The organism is Shewanella marisflavi (assembly GCF_002215585.1).
Lineage (GTDB): Bacteria > Pseudomonadota > Gammaproteobacteria > Enterobacterales > Shewanellaceae > Shewanella > Shewanella marisflavi.
Genome location: NZ_CP022272.1, coordinates 3,673,703 through 3,690,702 on the forward strand (window position 1 = coordinate 3,673,703; position 17,000 = coordinate 3,690,702).

A 17,000-nucleotide genomic window follows, 5' to 3' on the forward strand; every position below is an offset into this window, starting at 1 on the left:
TCTCCTAAGTTTTCAATTCGACATTTTCAGCGTGTAATACCAGGCGATTTTGACCATTGCGTCCTCGTTGGAGCGCGATAAAGCCTTTAACCTCAATATCCACACCGGTTTTCAGTTTGTCTGTGATGCTGTTAAAGCGTTCGCCACTTAATATCACTTGTATCTGGCAGTATACGTTTCTCAGCATCTCTGCTTCATAAACCTGCGATTTGTGTTCCAACATGATCACGCAATGCGGGATGCCTGCCGGGCTACTAAAGCTTCTGGACCGGGTTATGGTTCCAGACAACACCAAATGATTGGTGGCCACAAATAAACTTACTCTGCTGCGTTTTCAGCGGCTTCTTCAGATGCTTCAGTTGCTTCTGCAGCTGGGCGATCTTCGCTAGAACGACGTGAATCACGCTCGTCTTTCGCTTTAGCCATTGGAGAAGCTTCGGTGATGGCACCTTTGGTACGCATAACCATGCTACGAAGAACAGCGTCGTTGAAACGGAAAGCTGTTTCTAGCTCTTCAACCGATTCTGCAGTCGCTTCTACGTTCATCAGAACATAGTGAGCTTTATGCAATTCGATGATTGGGTAAGCCAGTTGACGACGGCCCCAGTCTTCTAAACGGTGGATTTGACCGCCAGCTTGGGTAAGGATACCCGTGTAACGTTCGATCATACCTGGCACTTGTTCACTCTGATCAGGGTGAACTAAAAATACGATTTCATAATGACGCATTTTTTGCTCCTTACGGTTATCTAGCCTCGTTGTTGGCTCAGTCAGACCAAATGGAGGCAAGGAACTAAATAAAGTGACTGAATTAAGCCGCGGAATAGTACATGCTCACACCTCAAAACTCAAGCAATATCTTTCGTTATTCACTTTGCCCATCGCCCGGTGAAACGGTATGATAGTGCGCTGTCATTTTTGTGTTCTAGACGCGTGCAAAAAATAAAAATAATGTTAAGAGCAACAAGTTTATTTCTCACACTCGGCCTTAGCCAAAGTGCCTGGGCGCTCGTGCCCCCGGACTATCAGGAACCCCCTAGCGACTTCTCAGCAGAGATCGAAGCGGGGCTGCAGATCAACACGGGTAACACAGAGTCCAGCAGCTTCAACGGCCGCACCAAGCTACTCTACGACACAGACAACTTCCGTCAGGAAGGGGTGTTCAAGGCGTACTTCGCCTCAGACTCAGAAAAGACCACATCAGAAAAATATGATGTCCAGCTCCAGTCGAGCTACAAGATCTACTCAGGCTATATCTTTGCCCGTGGCGACTTCACCGAAGACAGATTTGGTAGTTATACCCGCATCTCGACTGTGTCGACCGGTTATGGTTTCGATGCCATCAGCGGCGACAGCACTAAGTTGAGTCTCGAAGTGGGCCCAGGTTATCGATACAACTTGCCTCAGGTCAGTGAGTCGGTCCCCGACCCAGAAGCCGAGCGTGAGGTGATTCTGCGTACCGCCGCCAAATTCGAGCAGAAGATCCACGAATACACCAGTTTCAACGCCGACCTCACCGCCGAGACTGGCGAGGACAACAGCACAGTCACCCTGGACATGAGTTACAAAAACACCCTGTTTCAAGACTGGGCGTTTAAGGTGGGCATGAACATCAAGTACACAGAAGTAGTACCCGAGGATTCGAAGCAGACGGATACCGTTACTACCTTTAATCTGCTTTACACCTTTAAATAAAGGTTTGAGTGCCCCCAAATGATGGGGCAATTAATCTGACTTGCCAGTCGTGGCCACTAGCCACTTTGATATTTGCTCGGTGACTTCAGACCATAGCTTCATGGTCTACTTATCACCTGCAGTGGGCTCATGTGCAGATACGCCCGTGAGACGGTGAGTGAAGCGTAGCTTCGTGCTCACGAACGAGAGGCATGGATGCCGAACTGGCCTTTAAACACGTACGTTGTTTGAATATATCCCTATAGGCTCTGCCGAAACATCCCTGTTTCGGAAGCTCACCGGCGTATCTACACTAGTTATCCAACGCCTCTCCGATTTAACGTTACTGATGCCTGTCGTTTTCAACTACTTTTCAGATAGTAGTAGCTTCTACCCGACTTTGATATTTGAAAGGTTTAAGCCAACCTTGGCGTGATGTTGTATCAATTGCCTGCCGCAGGCCTTATGTGCAAACACGTTTTTGGCACGCCACGAGCACTTCCCTGTGGGCTCTACGAAATCATCCCTGATTTCGAAGGCCAAAAACGTGTTTACACCGATATCTATCGTCTCTTCGATTTGACGTTACTGGTGTCAGTCGGTTATCAATCAGGAGCGAATCTGTTTTAGACATTATTATCTTTTCTCAATTCGTTCCATATACTCTGGCTTGAGCCAAACGAAGTGAATGATTTTTCAACATCACTTGCAACTGTTGAGGAGATAGCTGAAACACCTGAAGAACCTCATTTCCCTCGACATCAAATAGGTTTTGCTCACCAACATACTTAATACTCGTTCCCAATAAGTTTAGTGTCTGCTTATCAAGGCTATATAGCATCGTATTTCGCTTTTCTTTTAGTCCAGGCACCATACCCAAAACTGTCAAAGCCTGATTCACACCAACTTTCTCAAAGAAGGCTCGTTCCTTTAACTGCCACTCCGCAAGATATTCCTTAAAAGATTCTTTATCTGCAAAAAGCGAATCGAACCAATCATGCTCAAACCCTCCATATAAGGATTGCAGCGAACCACCATGCCAACCAAGTACAGCTCCTTCTTCAACTATGACATTACTACTGGCGGTCGCAACATAGTTGGCACAAGAAGAGGCACATACTCCTCTAATGATTACGTTCAATTGATGGGAGTGAACGAGTTTACCAAGGTAAATACCTGACAAAACATCCCCCCCAACACTTTTGATTACGATTGTAGCGACTTGTTGGAATTGAGCGTTTAACAGCTCTTCAAAAACAGCTACATTTTGCTGTGTTATAGAGCCGTCAAAAAGAATAGTATCTGGAGAAATTAGGCTAATCTTGGCTTGTTCATCGATCCTAGTATTCGAACAACCAACAAAAACCAGAGTAAGCCAGAGTGTAAGAATCCATCTCATTAATTACTTCCTTGTCAAATGCACTGCTCTTACGGCAAAAATCATCTTAAAATGTAACCAATGAAGCCAAACCTAAGAGGCTATCAAAATAGGTGAACGCTGCTTTTATCATTCGATATCAAGGATAACTCCCGCTGACTTGGCTTGTTAGCTGCTTTGCTCAATAGCCTTTATTAAGTTTTCAGGATCGTTTGTACCCAAACTAACGGTTGTGCCATCTTTGAGTTTTAATTCAACAGCTGTTAGACCTGAAACGTTATATAACCATCCAGTTGAAATTAAACGAATTCCAAGCCCATAGTACCATTTCGTTCTTGTCTTTTTGATCGACTCGATTTCAGATATTTTTATTGATTTATTCCAAAATTTTGGACCAAAAAACCACTTTACTTCTCCACCTTCCACTTTAATGGTTAATGATGAAAAAAGAATAGAAAGCACACCTAAAATTAAATACGCAAATCCAATAGGTTCGGTAGGCTTCGTTACCGAAGCAAAGACAAGCACCAATACTACAATTCCCATAATTGAAAGCATCGCGATTCCAGGCTGAGTGTTTTTATACTGCATAATGATCTCCTTTCTACAGCTAGTGGCTTATTATCCAACCTACCGGATAAATCCCTGCCGATAATTAATTTACACTCCAAGTACCGATGTAACCAACTGATGAAGAGACTAACCCATCACTATTTGGCCCATATACAGTTAAAGCATTCCTCAAAATTAATCAACATCATTTACCGATGCCAAGTGAAGCCAAATCGAAGAGACGTTTAGATATGGGTGTAAGCACGCTTTTGGCTCTCGGCGGCATGGCCAAAAGTGTTCCCTACATTTTTTGGCATTCCCAACATCCATGTAGGTCAGTACCGCCGTGAAGCGTATAGGGACATATTCAAACAACATCCCTGTTTAACAGCCAGTTCGGCATCCATGCCTCTCGCTCGTGAGCGCGAAGCTTCGCTTCACTCACCATGCCAAAAGAGTGCTTGCACATCCCCCGCCGGGCAGGCGATAGATAACAATGAAGGTTAACGCTACAAGATCCACGGCAAGAACAAATGCACTTTAACCAGACACATAGAAAATTCCGATACCGTTCAATCGAAGAGATGAAATGACCGGGTGTAGATGCATCTGCGGACGTCGATGGCAGGGATGCCATCGTCGAGCCTCCAGGGATGATGAGATGGACACCTCTTGTAAAGTCGGCGTCAAAAGCGCCATATTGAATTTGCGAGTTCAATATCAACAAAAGGTGTCCACTATGAAAGTTACTCTAATTGGTATCGATTTGGCAAAAAATGTCTTCCAAGTTTGTGGTGTGAATCAGGCTTGTAAATCTGTATTTAATCGTGCACTTCGTCGACATCAACTTATGGCGTTTTTAGCCCAATACCCTGATGCAATCATAGCTATGGAGGCTTGTAGCGGGTCAAATTACTGGGGAAGAAGCTTAAAAGCTCAAGGTTATCAAGTAAGGTTAATTCCCCCTCAGCATGTGAAGCCTTTTGTCAAAGGTAATAAAAACGACCGTAATGATGCCTTCGCTATTTGTGAAGCAGCGTATAGACCTAATATTCAATTTGTAGAGCCTAGAACGTTAGAGCAGGTTGATATGATGTTGGCGCATCGAATCAGAGAAAGGCAGGTCGATGCCAGAACAACATTGATTAATCAAATCAGAGGCCTGCTAAATGAGTATGGTATCGTTATTGCTCAAGGCAAAGAAAGCCTTAAAGCAGCATTACCTGACTTAATTGAAGATGCAGAAAATGAATTAACCGAAAGAGCTCGAGTCCACTTTACTCTGCTACACCAAGAGTGGAGCGCGATTGATGAAGCCATAAAGTCATCAGAAAAGGATATCAAACAGCAGGCCCAGGCTTCCGAAGGAGCTAAACTACTAATGCAAATAAAGGGAATAGGAGAAATTACGGCAACAGCCGTAGTCTCGTTTGCAGGTAATGGTTCGTCCTACAAAAACGGTAGACATTTTTCAGCAAACATTGGCTTAGTGCCAAAAGAGCATTCAAGCGGTGGAAAGCAGAGTCTTGGCGGGATAACGAAGCGAGGTAACCGTTACCTCAGGAAGCTACTTATTCAATGTGCTTGGTCGATTATAAGACACTGTAAAACAGCGCAAGACAGGCTGTCTGTTTGGGTTAAAACGCTTATCGAACGGCGAGGCAGTCACAAGTCTGCAGTCGCACTGGCTAACAAGTTAGCAAGAATTGTTTGGGCTATTCTATTTAAGAAAACGGAGTTCAGAGCGGTTTGACCTGTAAGTAAAACAAACCATGTACTGCTAAAAAGTAATGTAACAACAGGTAATACCGGCCTCTACAACACCTGAGAGAGTCCATGAACCTAAGAGTTCGGAGGGACGGTTAAGGCGTAGAGGCGCGGTTCTCATTAAGGCCAGAGCCTCTAATTGCTCATAAACAGGTCGGATATACGGACGCAGTAATATCTTTTGTTACTAACAAATTAGCTATTGAATCTATCGAGGTGTCCATATAGGGATTCACGGCGTGTAGCAGATGTATCTACACATAAGCGAGCCGCAGGCTATAAACAACAGCGACGGTTAACGCTAAAACCACGTCACTAAATGACCATGTCGTCAAACGACAGATACAAAAATGCCGATGAAGTTTCCCGCATCGGCATTCATCAACCTTGAGTCAGCGACTCAAAAATTGGAAGATCGAATTCCCGATCACCCCAATCTTTGGCGAACCGCCTCAAACAAGCAGATCCCTGTGGCCACAGAGACGTTGAGGCTCGACACACTACCCGCCATCGGGATAGAAGCCAGCGAATCACAGCTCTCGCGGGTCAGTCGACGTAGGCCCTTGTCTTCGGCGCCCATGGCGATGGCGATTGGGCCTTTAAGGTCGGCCTTGTAAAGGTCGTGCTCGGCTTCACCGGCCGCGCCGACGATCCATACGCCCTTATCTTGCAAAGCTTTCATGGTGCGCGCTAGGTTAGTCACCTGAAACAGGGGCACCACTTCTGCGGCGCCGCAGGCAACCTTACTGACGGTTGGCGTGAGGCCAACCGAGTTGTCGCGCGGCACTATCACCCCGTGTACTCCGGCGGCATCGGCGTTACGCAGACAGGCACCTAAGTTGTGGGGATCGGTCACGCCGTCGAGGATCAACAGAAACGGGGTCTCTGTTTTATCCAGTAGCGTCAGAAGATCGTTGTCATTGAGTTGCTTAGCGGGCTTAGCACGTACCAGCACACCTTGGTGCTGACTGCTGCCGGCCTTGTCGTCCAGCGCCTTACGAGAGGCCTGCTGCACCGACACACCATATTCCGCCGCCATTTGGATCAGTGGCATCAGGCGCTGATCATCACGGCCCTGGAGTACCCACATCTCGATCACCCGCTCAGGGCTGTTTTTTAGCAAGGCCTCGACGGCATGGATGCCGAAGGTAAAATCTTGTTTCTTCATCTAATTAGAATCTCTTATTTCTTACTACTGCGTTTTTTAACCGCTTTACGCTTTTTGGCGCTTGGCTTAGCCTTAGCTGTGCTTTTTGGGGCACCGCTCTTTGGCTTGGCCGCCCCCGCCTTGCCGGCTCCTGGCTTACCTGCTCCGGGCTTAGCGTCGCTGCGTTTGCCAGAGCGGCGCTTACCGCTTGGCTTGTCATCTTCTTTGCCGCCCTTACGGCCAACCTTGGCGCCTTCGAGATTGACTCGCTCACGAGCGGTCAAGGGCTTCTTGCCCCGGCGTGGTCGAGGTGCTTTACCATCGTCGCCCACCATCATGAGATCGATCTGACGGTCGTCCAGATTCACCGCCGCCACCTTAACCGTGACGGGATCGCCTATCTGATACACCTGCCCCGTGGCCTCACCCACCAGACGCTGACGCATATTATCGTAGTGATAATAGTCGCCGCCCAGGGTCGAGATATGCACCAGACCATCGATAAAGAGATCGCTTAGGCGCACAAACATGCCGAAGTGGGTGACCGAGGCGATAACGGCCTCAAAGGTGTCGCCCACATGGTCACGCATAAACTCACACTTAAGCCAATCGCTCACATCACGGGTCGCCTCATCGGCGCGTCGCTCTGTGGTGGAACACTCTTCACCCAGCAGATCAAGCTCTTCGATCTGATAGTGGTAACCACCATCAGGCGTCCACTTGTCATTGCCCTCGCCACGCTCCTTGGCCAGCAGGTAACGGATCACCCTGTGCAGAATCAAATCGGGGTAACGACGAATCGGCGAGGTAAAGTGCGAATACTGCTCCAGCGCCAGGCCAAAGTGACCCTCGTTATCCGGGGTGTAAGTTGCCTGACGCATAGAGCGCAGCAACATCACCTGAATCAACTCGGCATCAGGCCTGTCGATCACCTGCTCCATTAGCGCCTGATAATCGGCCGGCTCAGGCTCAAGACCACCGCCCATGGTGAGGCCGCGCTCCTTGAGGAAATCTTTAAAGTTGGTCAGCTTCTGCTCTGACGGCGCTTCATGCACCCGGTAGAGCACTTCACCCTTATGCTTTTGCACAAACTTAGCCGCCGCCACATTGGCCATGATCATACACTCTTCGATGATCTTATGGGCCTGATTGCGGGTACGGGGCTCGATGCGATCTATCTTGCGATCGGCATTGAAAATAAACTGGGTCTCAGTGGTTTCAAAGGCGATAGCACCGCGCTGCGCGCGTGTCTCATCTAAAGTCAGATAGAGCGACTGCAATGTCTGCAGGTGCGGGAAGATTGGCTTAAGCTCATCACTCACCTCGCCACCTTCGAGCATATCCGCCACCTGGGTGTAAGTCAGACGTGCATGAGAGTGCATCACGGCTGGATAAAACTTATAGCCCGACAGCTTGCCCGTTGCCGAAATGGTCATCTCGGCGACCATACAGAGCCTGTCGACTCCAGGATTGAGCGAACAGAGACCGTTCGACAATTTCTCCGGTAACATGGGGATCACCTGAGACGGAAAGTAGACTGAGTTACCGCGGGCGCGGGCTTCTTTGTCCAGCGCCGAGTCGGTGCGCACATAATGGCTGACATCGGCAATGGCCACCCACAGGCGCCAACCGCCGCTCTTCTTGGTCTCGGCATAGACGGCATCATCGAAATCACGCGCATCTTCACCATCTATGGTGACCAGAGGTAACTTGCGCAGGTCAACCCGCCCTTGTTTATCCTCTTCGGTCACTTCATCAGGGATCTTGCGCAGCTTCTTCTCGATCAGGCTTGACCAGGTATGGGGCAGATCGTAGTTGCGCAGGGCAATCTCAATCTCCATGCCCGGCGCCATCTCTTTACCCAGCACCTCGGTGACCTTACCGGCAGCCTTCATGTAGCGGCCAGGACGGCGGGTGAGTTCAACCACCACGACATCGCCCTGACGAGCACCATTGCGATCGCCATCGGGGATCAGGATCTCCTGGGTGATGCGCTTGTCGTCTGCAATCACGAAGGCCATGCCAGAATCCAGGTGGAAACGCCCCACCAGAGGCGCGGTGCGCTCATGGGTCAGACGTACGATGCGCGCCTCGCGGCGGCCCTTACGATCGACACCGGCTTTTTGAGCAAGCACCTTGTCGCCGTGAAAATACATCAGCATGTCACGGTTGTTGATAAAGAGGTCATCGCCCCCTTCATCGAGTTTAAGGAAGCCAAAACCATCCTTGTGGCCCAATACCATGCCACTTAGCAGATCCATACGCTCGGGTAAGCCATAGGCTTGACCACGGGTAAAGACCAGCTCGCCATCACGCTCCATCGCCCTGAGGCGGCGGCGCAAGGCTTCTAGCTGCTCTTCATCGCTGATCTTGAGCGCCTGGGCAATTTTTTCACGATTGAGGGGTGATTGCTGTGAGCGTAAGTAATCTAAAATATACTCACGACTAGGAATGGGGTTGTCGTACTTCTCTTGTTCACGCTTTAAATGCGGATCTTTGATCATTCAATATCCATACTTTTTGCCCGGCTCTCCAGATAGTCTAAGGGGCTTAGGGCGTTTATCGGGATCTCAGATGCTCCTGCTTAGCCCTATCTACTGCACTGGCGGGCATTTTTGCTTCTAGCACCATCAATAATTTCATGGCTTCCTGTTTGGTCGCCTCATCACTAAATACATCGTTGTACAGCCAGTGGTAACCCATCACATAATCTCTGGGACTACCATAGCCTTCGCCAAACAATCTCACCAGCATTATACGAGCAGGGAGATCACCACTGGCGGCAGCGGGCAGCGTGTATTGCACTGCGCGCTCTTTATCTTGGATCACGAATTTACCCTCATGGTAATACTCGGCGATCCGAACCATAGCTTCTGCGCTACCTTGCTCAGCAGCGTCACGAAGCATAGAAATGCCTCTGGGCGGATTGGCTTTGACACAGATACCATAGTTCAGCATCTCAGCCCAAAGATATTGATACAGCGGCTGTTTTAGCACTTCGGCACGCGCCTCAATATCTTGTACCAGCTGACAATCGTCGCCTTTTACCCTTGTCAGGTAAGACTTGTCGCGGATCATGTCGATAAGCTGCTCTTGGCTATAAATATCGACCGCTCTGATCACGCTTTTGTCGTCAGTCTGCTTGTCAGTTTTGGTTTCAGCCTGTGCCACTGTCGATAAACAGGCCATTAAAATAAAGAATACTAATCGTGCCATAACAAAATTCTCTATGTAGAACTCGTGCCTTTATCCGTAACAGACTTAGGCAGTATACCTTATCTTATCGGCCGCTGTGGCGTTAGCTTAAAAGCGATTGCAAAATAGTCAGCCTAAGGCGGCGCCTCTGTGGCCATATTGCAATAAACAACTCCCAATAAAAAGGCCGCTTAACGCGGCCCTTATGATTAACTAAACGGATTCACTAGAATCATGGTCTCGTTTCTATCGGGACCCGTTGAGATAATGTCGACTGGCGTTTCCAGTAACTCTTCGATGCGCTTGATGTAGTTGATCGCCGCCTGTGGCAGCTGCTCAATAGAGGTCGCACCAAAGGTGTTCTCACTCCAACCAGGCATAGTTTCAAGCACAGGCGTAACCTGCTCGTAGCCTTCAGCTGCTAGCGGAGTCACGGTAGCTATGCTGCCATCTGGGTACTGATAACCCACACAGATCTTCACCTCTTCCAAGCCGTCGAGTACGTCAAGCTTAGTCAAGCAGAAACCGCTGATGCTGTTGATCTGTACCGCGCGCTTCATGGCAACGATATCTAACCAACCTGGACGACGCTTACGACCAGTGGTTGCACCAAACTCGTGACCCTTAGTACCTAAGTGATCACCGATTTCGTCTTGCAACTCAGTAGGGAAAGGACCCGCACCCACACGTGTGGTGTATGCCTTCATGATACCGAGCACATAGTCTAGATGACGTGGACCGAAGCCAGAACCTGTCGCAACACCACCGGCAGTAGTGTTTGAAGAGGTTACGAACGGATAAGTACCATGGTCAATATCCAGAAGGGTACCCTGTGCGCCTTCAAACAGGATAGGCTCACCGGCCTTACGTGCTTGATCCAGCAGCTCAGTCACATCTGTACACATGCTCTTCAGATAGTCAGCAATCGCCAACGCATCTTTCAATGTGGTTTCGTAATCAACCGCTTCGCAATCATAGTATTCGGTCAACATGAAGTTGTGATATGCCATCACTTCCTTCAGTTTTTCGGCGAACAATTCTGCATTAAACAGATCGCCAACACGAAGACCACGACGAGAGATCTTATCTTCATAAGCAGGACCGATACCACGACCCGTTGTACCAATAGCTTTATTACCGCGCGCTTTTTCGCGTGCGATATCTAAGGCACAGTGGAAGGGAAGGATTAACGGACACGCTTCAGAGATAAGCAGACGTTCCTCTACAGGGACGCCACGCTCTTTAAGCATGTTGATCTCTTTCATCAGGGCGTCAGGTGCAAGCACCACGCCATTACCGATAATGCATTTTACATTATCGCGTAAGATCCCTGATGGAATAAGATGAAGAACGGTTTTGTCACCATCGATAACAAGAGTGTGACCCGCATTGTGGCCACCTTGATAACGAACGACATATTTGGCCTGTTCGGTAAGTAGGTCGACTATCTTACCCTTTCCTTCGTCACCCCATTGGGTGCCGAGAACTACGACGTTTTTGCCCATTATTTGCTGCAAGGTAGTGGTTAAAACGGGATTTTAGCAGATCTTGGGGGGGAAATGGCAAGTAATTTATGAAAAAATAATCAATATGACCACGCCAGCCGTGACTAAAGCACCGCCTAACCTTTGTAAAACCCTTTGATTTTGGTTAGAAATTTCCTGCAAATATGCCCGCCAACGATTCGGAAATAAAAGCGGTCCTATCCCTTCGATAATCAACACTATGGCCAGAACCAGCATCAGGAGTTGGAAAGTCATCTAAACGCGTTTCCTATAGAGAACAATAAGGCTTAAAAATAGCAGAAAATAGCCATAAAAAAACCCAGCACAAGGCTGGGTTTTTCGAATTTTCGCAGCGTAAAAATTAACGCTTTGAGAATTGTGGCTTACGACGTGCTTTACGCAGACCCACTTTCTTACGCTCAACTTTACGAGCATCACGGGTAACGAAACCTGCAGCGCGTAGAGATGGACGTAGAGCTTCATCAAGTTCCATCAGGGCACGAGTAATACCGTGACGGATTGCACCTGCTTGGCCAGTGATACCACCGCCCTTAACAGTTACATAGATGTCTAGCTTTTCAGTCATTTCAACTAGCTCTAGAGGTTGACGAACAACCATACGAGCAGTTTCACGACCAAAATATTCGTCAAGTGGACGTTGGTTCACGACGATGTTACCACTACCTACTTTAGCGAATACGCGAGCAGTAGATGTTTTGCGACGGCCAGTGCCGTAGTACTGAGTTGCAGACATTAGCTTACTCCCGGATTAGATATCAAGAACTTGTGGTTGTTGTGCAGCATGGTTGTGCTCTGCGCCAGCGTAAACTTTCAGTTTACGGTACATGGCACGTCCTAGAGGACCTTTTGGCAACATACCTTTTACTGCTTTCTCGATAATCATTTCTGGCTTATGATCTTGCAGCTTATCAAAAGTAATCTGCTTGATTCCACCTGGGAAACCAGAATGAGAGTAGTAAGTCTTAGCTGCTGCTTTGTTACCAGTTACAGTTACTTTCTCAGCATTGATAACGATGATGTAATCGCCAGTATCAACGTGAGGAGTGTATTCTGCCTTATGCTTGCCACGTAGACGACGAGCGATCTCAGTAGCCATACGACCTAAAGTTTTACCTTCAGCGTCAACAACGAACCATTCGCGCGTCACTGTTTCTGGTGTAGCAGTATATGTAGTCTTCATTTACAAAAACCCAAAGTTTAAATTCTGTTCTCACATGCCGCCATTTCCGATGAAATAGCAACACAAAAAGTGCCATTCTCCGCCCCTTCGAGCAAAGAATAAGGCTTTACAACTTCCGCCTTTTTGGCGGAGTAACGAGGGCAGGTCGCGAATTATAGACAAAGCTGAGTTAAAAATCACCTAATTTTTTAGCTAATTTAAATGATTTACTCAGCTTATACTTGTTGTCGTAGCGAAACGGCAAAAAACCACACTTTTTCCTTTCGCCGAGCAGACTAAGGCAGATGTTCCAGCGCTAGATAATCGTGAGACTGCATCTCGGTCAGGCGAGAGCGGCAGCGTCTAAACTCGAAGCTGAGTAATCCCTGAGTATAGATCTCTTCCAGCGCTACCTCGGCAGAGATGATGAGCTTTACCTGACGCTCATAAAACTCATCCACCATGGCCAGAAAACGTCTGGCGATATCATCGCCCGTACTTTGACTGCCCATCTGCTCGACACCGCTAAGCAGTACTGTGTGATAAAGACGGGCCAATTCCATATAGTCACGCTGACTTCGCGGGCCGTCGCACAGATCTCTGAAGTTAATTAAGAGCACGCCTTGGGCCTGCTTGCGAATGGCGATTTCGCGGCCGTCGATATCAATCGCCGCAGTTGAAACTTCCGACTCTGGGGCGAGTTGTTGAAAATAACCCAACAGGTTTTCGTCGGCTTGAGGATCTAGCGGATAATGGTAGATCTCTGCCTGCTCTAGGGTGCGCAGACGGTAATCTATGCCGCTGTCCACATTGAGCACCTGACAGTGTTTGTTGATTAGCGCTATCGCTGGCAGAAAGCGCGCCCGTTGCAACCCATTCCGATAGAGTTCATCGGGAATGATATTAGACGTCGCCACCAGTGCCACGCCTTCAGCAAAGAGCGCCTGAAACAGAGTGCCCAGCAACATGGCGTCGGTAATATCTGATACAAAAAACTCATCGAAGCAGATCACCTGATAACGCTCGGCCATTCGCTTGGCGATCACCAGCAAGGGATCTCGCTGACCTTTCAGGCCATCAAGATCCAGATGTATTTGATGCATAAAGCGGTGAAAGTGCGCCCTGAGTTTACGCTCACCCGGCAGGGCATCATAAAAGGTGTCCATCAGATAGGTCTTTCCCCGTCCGACACCACCCCAGAGATACAGGCCCTGCACCTGAGGCGCTGGCTTGGCGAGAAATCCTAACAGTTTCGCGACGCCACTTGGCTTTTGCTGAGCCGCAAGCAATTCGTCATAGACGCGTTGCAGCGCCTTGACCGCCTGCTCCTGGGCAGGATCATAGGAAAAATCATCACGTTGTAGATCGGCTTGATAATGCTGCCAAGGGGTGAGATGCGACACTTAAATTATTCTCTTCTATCCTTAATTCAACCGCTAGATGGTACCACGACAATCGAACGCAGGGTATATGTCGTCCCAGACAATCCTACGAGCAAAAGGTCGTAGGCCAAGGCAATTTGTCGCCGCGCGATTCACGCTAGTCAATGAAGGCTAACGAAAAATTAACCTTTGTTAATCCCATGAACTTTATTTAAAGCGCGACAGTCGGATTGAGTAACACAGCAAAAATTACTGACTTGATTTACGTCCGAGTAGCCTTATATCTACAGAGTCAAAAGTTCATAATTGCAACCTTGGAGTCATGAATAGATGAAAACCAAATTATCACTACTTTCAGCCGCCCTGCTCGGCGCCAGCCTTATGGTCATGCCCGCGGTTTCTCAAGCCGCCATACCGCTAGCCGTCGGTGGACAAGAGCTTCCTAGCCTGGCTCCCATGCTGGAAAAAACCACCCCAGCCGTGGTTGCCGTCGCCGTATCGGGCACCCATGTGTCTAAACAGCGTCTTCCTGATGCTTTTCGCTACTTCTTCGGCCCCAATGCGCCAAGAGAGCAGGTACAGGAGCGTCCCTTTAAAGGTCTGGGTTCAGGGGTCATTATCGATGCCGAAGAAGGCTATATCGTCACCAATAACCATGTGATCGAAGGTGCCGATGAGATCTTGATTGGCCTGCACGATGGCCGTGAAATAGAGGCAAAACTGATTGGTGCCGATGCCGAATCCGATGTCGCGCTACTACAAATTAAAGCGAAAAACTTAGTCGCACTTAAGCGCGCCGACTCAGACGAGCTTAAGGTGGGTGACTTTGCTGTCGCCATTGGTAACCCCTTTGGCTTAGGTCAGACCGTCACCTCAGGTATCGTCAGCGCCATGGGGCGCAGCGGCTTAGGCATTGAGATGTTAGAGAACTTTATCCAAACCGACGCCGCCATCAACAGCGGTAACTCGGGCGGCGCCCTGGTTAACCTTAACGGTGAGCTTATTGGTATCAACACTGCCATCGTCGCCCCTGGCGGCGGTAACGTAGGGATAGGCTTTGCCATCCCGGCTAACATGGTCAACAACCTAGTGGATCAGCTGATCGAGCACGGTGAGGTGCGCCGTGGCGTGCTAGGTGTCAGCGGTCGAGACTTGGATAGTGAACTGGCTCAAGGCTTCGGTCTGGACTCTCAACACGGCGGCTTCGTTAATGAAGTCATGCCAGACAGCGCCGCAGACAAGGCGGGCATTAAGGCCGGTGACATCATTGTCAGCGTTAATGGCAAACCCATCAAGACCTTCCAGGAGCTCAGAGCCAAGATTGGTACCATGGGCGCCGGCGCCAAGGTGAAACTTGGCCTAATCCGCGACGGCGATGAGAAAACCGTCACTGCGGTATTGGGCGAATCCAGCCAGCAGACAGAAACTGCAGCAGGTGCAGTACACCCAATGCTGACGGGCGCAACCTTAGAGAACCACAAGAAAGGGGTTGAGATCACTGATATCACGCAAGGCTCCCCGGCTGCGGCCAGTGGTCTGCTTAAGGGCGATATCATTGTCGGGGTGAACCGTACCCGCATCGAAAACCTTAAGGAACTTAAGGCAGAACTTAAGGAGCAAAATGGCGCCGTTGCGCTTAAGTTGCTGCGCGGTAACAACAGCCTTTACCTGGTTCTCAGGTAAATAAGCACCAAGGGATCATACTTTGAGTATGATCCCTTGCACTTCCTAAGCCAAAGCCTATCAGAGGCTAAATAGCCAATAGTGCCCTATAACTAAACATGTTAATCTAACGCTACTTTTCCCAGTGCACGCAAAATCATGACTCTAAAAGACACGGTAATTTACATCGCGAAAGCTGTTTTATTCGGCCTCATCATGGCCGCGGTCTTTCTGGTCATCACCCCCTTAATCACGGGAAATAACAATCAAAATAACTTCTTTCAACACCGCGGACAAAACGGCATAGAACTCTCCTTTTCCAAGGCGGTTCGCCGCGCGGCACCTGCCGTCGTCAACATCTACAGCCTAAGCATAGATCAGAGCCGCCCACTCAATTCAGGGGCACTCCAAGGGCTGGGATCGGGCGTGATCATGAGTAAAGAGGGTTACATACTCACTAACTATCATGTGATCAAGAAAGCCGATGAGATAGTCGTGGCCCTGCAAGATGGACGCAAATTCACCTCTGAAGTCGTTGGCTCAGATTCGGTCACTGACCTGGCGGTGCTTAAAATTGAGGGCGACGCCCTACCCGTAGTGCCCATCAACTTAGATATCCCGGCCCAGGTAGGCGATGTAGTACTGGCCATAGGCAACCCCTATAACCTGGGGCAAACCATTACCCAAGGGATCATCAGCGCCACGGGTCGTAACGGCCTTAGCTCAGGCTATCTGGATTTCCTACAGACAGATGCGGCCATCAACGCCGGTAACTCGGGGGGCGCCCTTATCGATACCAGCGGTCAGTTGATCGGCATTAACACCGCCGCTTTCCAGATCGGTGGAGAAGGGGGTGGACACGGCATCAACTTCGCCATTCCTATCAAGCTGGCTCACAGCATCATGGGGAAATTAATTAAAGATGGTCGGGTGATCCGTGGGGCGCTAGGAATCACAGGTGAGCCCATCAACCCTGTGATGGCACAGATCCTCAACCTGCCGGATCTGACCGGTGTGATGGTGACAGGCGTAGATCATCAAGGCCCTGCGGCGCAGGCTAAGCTAAGGCCCAGAGATGTGATCACTAAATTTAACGACGAAACCGTTCCTGGCGTCGAAATGCTGATGGACAGAATTGCCGAGACACCGCCAGGGACTCAGGTGACTATGACCATCATACGCAGCGGCAAGTACTATCAGGTACCCGTCACCATAGGTGAAAACCTTAATAACGAATAATCTTTCTCAAAAAAACAAAGTAAAAAGCCAGCAAATGCTGGCTTTTTACTTTTGTACTTTCTATCCATTGAAAGCCAAGAGGTCATAAAATGAGGGGCATCCCCAAGGGGTTATTTATTCGGACTCCGAAAGAGTCGCAACCAAAAGCTGCATTCAAGCACGGCGCCGGCAATCAGCAGTCCTAACGCACCAAAGTGCATTCCTAGCCCATAACAGATCAGTGCTCCACTGAGCAGCACCGCTAATAACGCCATCCTTTTACCATGTGCCATATACTCTCCTTAGCATAATGAACCATGCTTACCTTTCTATACATACA

The 17,000-nt window shown here is 48.9% G+C and carries 16 protein-coding genes; 4 read left to right on the forward strand and 12 right to left on the reverse strand.

The features are described from left to right. Window positions 1-4 precede the first annotated feature (4 nt). Window positions 5-310: a primosomal replication protein N gene (priB, locus tag CFF01_RS16155; protein ID WP_033540763.1), complete on the reverse strand. Its 306-nt coding sequence runs from the start codon at window positions 308-310 to the stop codon at window positions 5-7. Between the two features lie 8 nt (window positions 311-318). After that, window positions 319-729 (reverse strand): 30S ribosomal protein S6, encoded by a 411-nt coding sequence (gene rpsF / locus CFF01_RS16160; RefSeq protein WP_033540764.1) that lies wholly within the window; start codon window positions 727-729, stop codon window positions 319-321. A 222-nt stretch (window positions 730-951) separates the two neighbouring features. On the opposite strand from rpsF, the gene CFF01_RS16165 reads away from it, so the two are divergent. Next, on the forward strand, window positions 952-1,695 hold the full coding sequence (locus CFF01_RS16165) for a DUF481 domain-containing protein (protein ID WP_088905480.1): 744 nt from the start codon (window positions 952-954) through the stop codon (window positions 1,693-1,695). A gap of 625 nt (window positions 1,696-2,320) precedes the next feature. Here the strand turns inward: CFF01_RS16165 and CFF01_RS16170 are convergent. Next, window positions 2,321-3,073 carry a Clp protease/crotonase-like domain-containing protein gene (locus CFF01_RS16170; RefSeq protein ID WP_088905481.1) on the reverse strand — a complete coding sequence of 251 codons (753 nt, stop codon included), beginning with the start codon at window positions 3,071-3,073 and terminating at the stop codon, window positions 2,321-2,323. A gap of 147 nt (window positions 3,074-3,220) precedes the next feature. Next, window positions 3,221-3,643: a hypothetical protein gene (locus tag CFF01_RS16175; RefSeq protein ID WP_033540767.1), complete on the reverse strand. Its 423-nt coding sequence runs from the start codon at window positions 3,641-3,643 to the stop codon at window positions 3,221-3,223. Between the two features lie 700 nt (window positions 3,644-4,343). Here CFF01_RS16175 and CFF01_RS16180 point away from each other — a divergent pair. Then, window positions 4,344-5,357, forward strand: coding sequence for an IS110 family RNA-guided transposase (locus CFF01_RS16180; RefSeq protein ID WP_088905927.1), 1,014 nt, complete (start codon window positions 4,344-4,346; stop codon window positions 5,355-5,357). Window positions 5,358-5,798: 441 nt separating this feature from the next. On the opposite strand, the gene rlmB is transcribed toward CFF01_RS16180, so the two are convergent. The 8 genes from rlmB to zapE form a co-directional block, all read right to left on the reverse strand. Beyond that, window positions 5,799-6,539 carry a 23S rRNA (guanosine(2251)-2'-O)-methyltransferase RlmB gene (gene rlmB, locus CFF01_RS16185; protein ID WP_088905482.1) on the reverse strand — a complete coding sequence of 247 codons (741 nt, stop codon included), beginning with the start codon at window positions 6,537-6,539 and terminating at the stop codon, window positions 5,799-5,801. Between the two features lie 14 nt (window positions 6,540-6,553). Continuing rightward, complete coding sequence (rnr, locus tag CFF01_RS16190; protein ID WP_088905483.1) at window positions 6,554-9,022, reverse strand: ribonuclease R; 2,469 nt, start codon at window positions 9,020-9,022, stop codon at window positions 6,554-6,556. A gap of 55 nt (window positions 9,023-9,077) precedes the next feature. Next, entirely contained in the window at window positions 9,078-9,734 is a 657-nt protein-coding gene (locus CFF01_RS16195; RefSeq protein WP_088905484.1) for a tetratricopeptide repeat protein, read from the reverse strand. Between the two features lie 188 nt (window positions 9,735-9,922). Further along, complete coding sequence (locus tag CFF01_RS16200; RefSeq protein WP_033539411.1) at window positions 9,923-11,218, reverse strand: adenylosuccinate synthase; 1,296 nt, start codon at window positions 11,216-11,218, stop codon at window positions 9,923-9,925. Between the two features lie 66 nt (window positions 11,219-11,284). Beyond that, window positions 11,285-11,473, reverse strand: a complete 189-nt coding sequence (locus tag CFF01_RS16205) for a DUF2065 domain-containing protein (RefSeq protein ID WP_033539412.1) — start codon at window positions 11,471-11,473, stop codon at window positions 11,285-11,287. A 106-nt stretch (window positions 11,474-11,579) separates the two neighbouring features. After that, window positions 11,580-11,972: a 30S ribosomal protein S9 gene (gene rpsI, locus CFF01_RS16210; RefSeq protein WP_011867089.1), complete on the reverse strand. Its 393-nt coding sequence runs from the start codon at window positions 11,970-11,972 to the stop codon at window positions 11,580-11,582. Window positions 11,973-11,987: 15 nt separating this feature from the next. Beyond that, on the reverse strand, window positions 11,988-12,419 hold the full coding sequence (gene rplM, locus CFF01_RS16215) for a 50S ribosomal protein L13 (protein WP_033539413.1): 432 nt from the start codon (window positions 12,417-12,419) through the stop codon (window positions 11,988-11,990). 275 nt (window positions 12,420-12,694) lie between these two features. Further along, window positions 12,695-13,801, reverse strand: a complete 1,107-nt coding sequence (gene zapE / locus CFF01_RS16220; RefSeq protein ID WP_088905485.1) for a cell division protein ZapE — start codon at window positions 13,799-13,801, stop codon at window positions 12,695-12,697. Between the two features lie 309 nt (window positions 13,802-14,110). Between zapE and degQ the strand changes: the two genes are divergently transcribed. Both degQ and degS read left to right on the forward strand, forming a co-directional pair. Beyond that, window positions 14,111-15,463, forward strand: coding sequence for a Do family serine endopeptidase DegQ (degQ, locus tag CFF01_RS16225; protein WP_033539415.1), 1,353 nt, complete (start codon window positions 14,111-14,113; stop codon window positions 15,461-15,463). Window positions 15,464-15,601: 138 nt separating this feature from the next. Beyond that, window positions 15,602-16,681, forward strand: a complete 1,080-nt coding sequence (gene degS, locus CFF01_RS16230) for an outer membrane-stress sensor serine endopeptidase DegS (RefSeq protein ID WP_033539416.1) — start codon at window positions 15,602-15,604, stop codon at window positions 16,679-16,681. Window positions 16,682-17,000: the final 319 nt, after the last annotated feature.

Excerpts from the sequence above, each read along its gene's own strand:
- rlmB (WP_088905482.1), bottom strand. The coding sequence starts at position 6,539 with ATGAAGAAACAAGATTTTACCTTCGGCATCCATGCCGTCGAGGCCTTG.
- CFF01_RS16195 (WP_088905484.1), bottom strand. The coding sequence starts at position 9,734 with ATGGCACGATTAGTATTCTTTATTTTAATGGCCTGTTTATCGACAGTG.
- CFF01_RS16170 (WP_088905481.1), bottom strand. The coding sequence starts at position 3,073 with ATGAGATGGATTCTTACACTCTGGCTTACTCTGGTTTTTGTTGGTTGT.
- CFF01_RS16205 (WP_033539412.1), bottom strand. The coding sequence starts at position 11,473 with ATGACTTTCCAACTCCTGATGCTGGTTCTGGCCATAGTGTTGATTATC.
- degS (WP_033539416.1), top strand. The coding sequence starts at position 15,602 with ATGACTCTAAAAGACACGGTAATTTACATCGCGAAAGCTGTTTTATTC.
- CFF01_RS16175 (WP_033540767.1), bottom strand. The coding sequence starts at position 3,643 with ATGCAGTATAAAAACACTCAGCCTGGAATCGCGATGCTTTCAATTATG.
- rpsF (WP_033540764.1), bottom strand. The coding sequence starts at position 729 with ATGCGTCATTATGAAATCGTATTTTTAGTTCACCCTGATCAGAGTGAA.
- CFF01_RS16200 (WP_033539411.1), bottom strand. The coding sequence starts at position 11,218 with ATGGGCAAAAACGTCGTAGTTCTCGGCACCCAATGGGGTGACGAAGGA.
- degQ (WP_033539415.1), top strand. The coding sequence starts at position 14,111 with ATGAAAACCAAATTATCACTACTTTCAGCCGCCCTGCTCGGCGCCAGC.
- CFF01_RS16180 (WP_088905927.1), top strand. The coding sequence starts at position 4,344 with ATGAAAGTTACTCTAATTGGTATCGATTTGGCAAAAAATGTCTTCCAA.
- rpsI (WP_011867089.1), bottom strand. The coding sequence starts at position 11,972 with ATGTCTGCAACTCAGTACTACGGCACTGGCCGTCGCAAAACATCTACT.
- rplM (WP_033539413.1), bottom strand. The coding sequence starts at position 12,419 with ATGAAGACTACATATACTGCTACACCAGAAACAGTGACGCGCGAATGG.
- rnr (WP_088905483.1), bottom strand. The coding sequence starts at position 9,022 with ATGATCAAAGATCCGCATTTAAAGCGTGAACAAGAGAAGTACGACAAC.
- CFF01_RS16165 (WP_088905480.1), top strand. The coding sequence starts at position 952 with ATGTTAAGAGCAACAAGTTTATTTCTCACACTCGGCCTTAGCCAAAGT.